Here is a 1,148-nt window from a genome sequence, read left to right as displayed (position 1 = left end):
CGCGTACATCATGTTCACCTCCGGAACGACCGGGCGCCCCAAGGCGGTCAGCGTCCCGCACCGGGCCCCGGCCCGGCTGGTCACCGGAGCGAGCCCGCTGGACGTGGGGCCTCAGGACACCTGGCTGGCCACCACCAGCATGGCGTTCGACGTCTCCGTCTTCGAAATCCTCGGCGCTCTGCTGAACGGCGCCCGCCTCGTGCCGCTGTCCCGGGAGACCCTGCTCTCGCCCGACGCGCTGGCCGCCCGCATCCAGACGGAACGGGCCACGGTGATGGTGCTCAGCGCGGGTCTCTTCCACGAAGTCGCCGCCTGGCGGCCGGAGATCTTCGCGCCGCTGCGCTGTCTGTACGTCACCGCCGACGTGGTCAACGCCTCGGCGGTGCGCGATGTGCTGCGACACGGCGCGCCACGGCGGCTGATCAACGCCTATGGTCCGACGGAGAACGGGATCTTCTGCACCATGCACGAGATCACCGGGGTCTCCGAGGAGCAGACCGCCGTGCCGATCGGCCGCCCGGCCGCCAACTCCACCGCCCACGTCGTACGGGCCGACGGCGCGTCGGCCGCGGTCGGCGAGGAGGGCGAACTCTGGGTCGGCGGGGACGGCCTGGCCCTCGGCTACCACGGGGACCCGGAGCGCACCGCGGAGTGCTTCGTCGACGGCCCGTTCCCGGCGGCGCGCGGGGCGCGGCTGTACCGGACCGGCGACCGGGCCCGTCGGCGCGCGGACGGCGCCCTCGACTTCCTCGGTCGCGCTGACCGGCAGGTGAAGCTCAACGGCTACCGCGTCGAACTCGCCGAGGTCGAGCGCACGTTGTCGGCGCAGCCCGAGACCCGCGAGGCCGTCGCCGACACCCGTACGTCGCCCGCGGGGCGCAGCCGGCTCGTCGCCTGGGCCGTCCCGGCTCCGGCCGCCACGGGCGGGCGCGCCGCGGACGGCGACCGGGCGGCCTTCGCCCGCGCGCTGCGCGACTTCGCCGCGGACCGCCTGCCCGCCTTCATGGTCCCCGCCGCCGTGCGCGTCGTGGACGAACTGCCGCGGAACGCCAACGGCAAGGTCGACCGCGCGCGGCCCCCCTCCCCCCCCCCCCCGGCGGCGCGCGCCGACGTCCCGGCGGACGAGGCGCCCGCCACCGAGACCGAGC

The 1,148-nt window shown here is 75.9% G+C and carries 1 protein-coding gene; it reads left to right on the top strand.

The window, feature by feature from the left end; translation table 11 throughout:
- Positions 1 to 10: 10 nt before the first annotated feature.
- Positions 11 to 1,148, top strand: a 1,138-nt coding sequence (locus tag ACFU99_RS44320) for an AMP-binding protein (RefSeq protein ID WP_384404555.1), incomplete at its 3' end; no start/stop codon positions are given.

It is taken from the genome of Streptomyces sp. NPDC057654 (assembly GCF_042800135.1).
GTDB lineage: Bacteria > Actinomycetota > Actinomycetes > Streptomycetales > Streptomycetaceae > Streptomyces.
The sequence above is the reverse complement of the archived record's forward strand: the minus strand, read 5'-3'. Positions and strand labels throughout refer to the sequence as shown.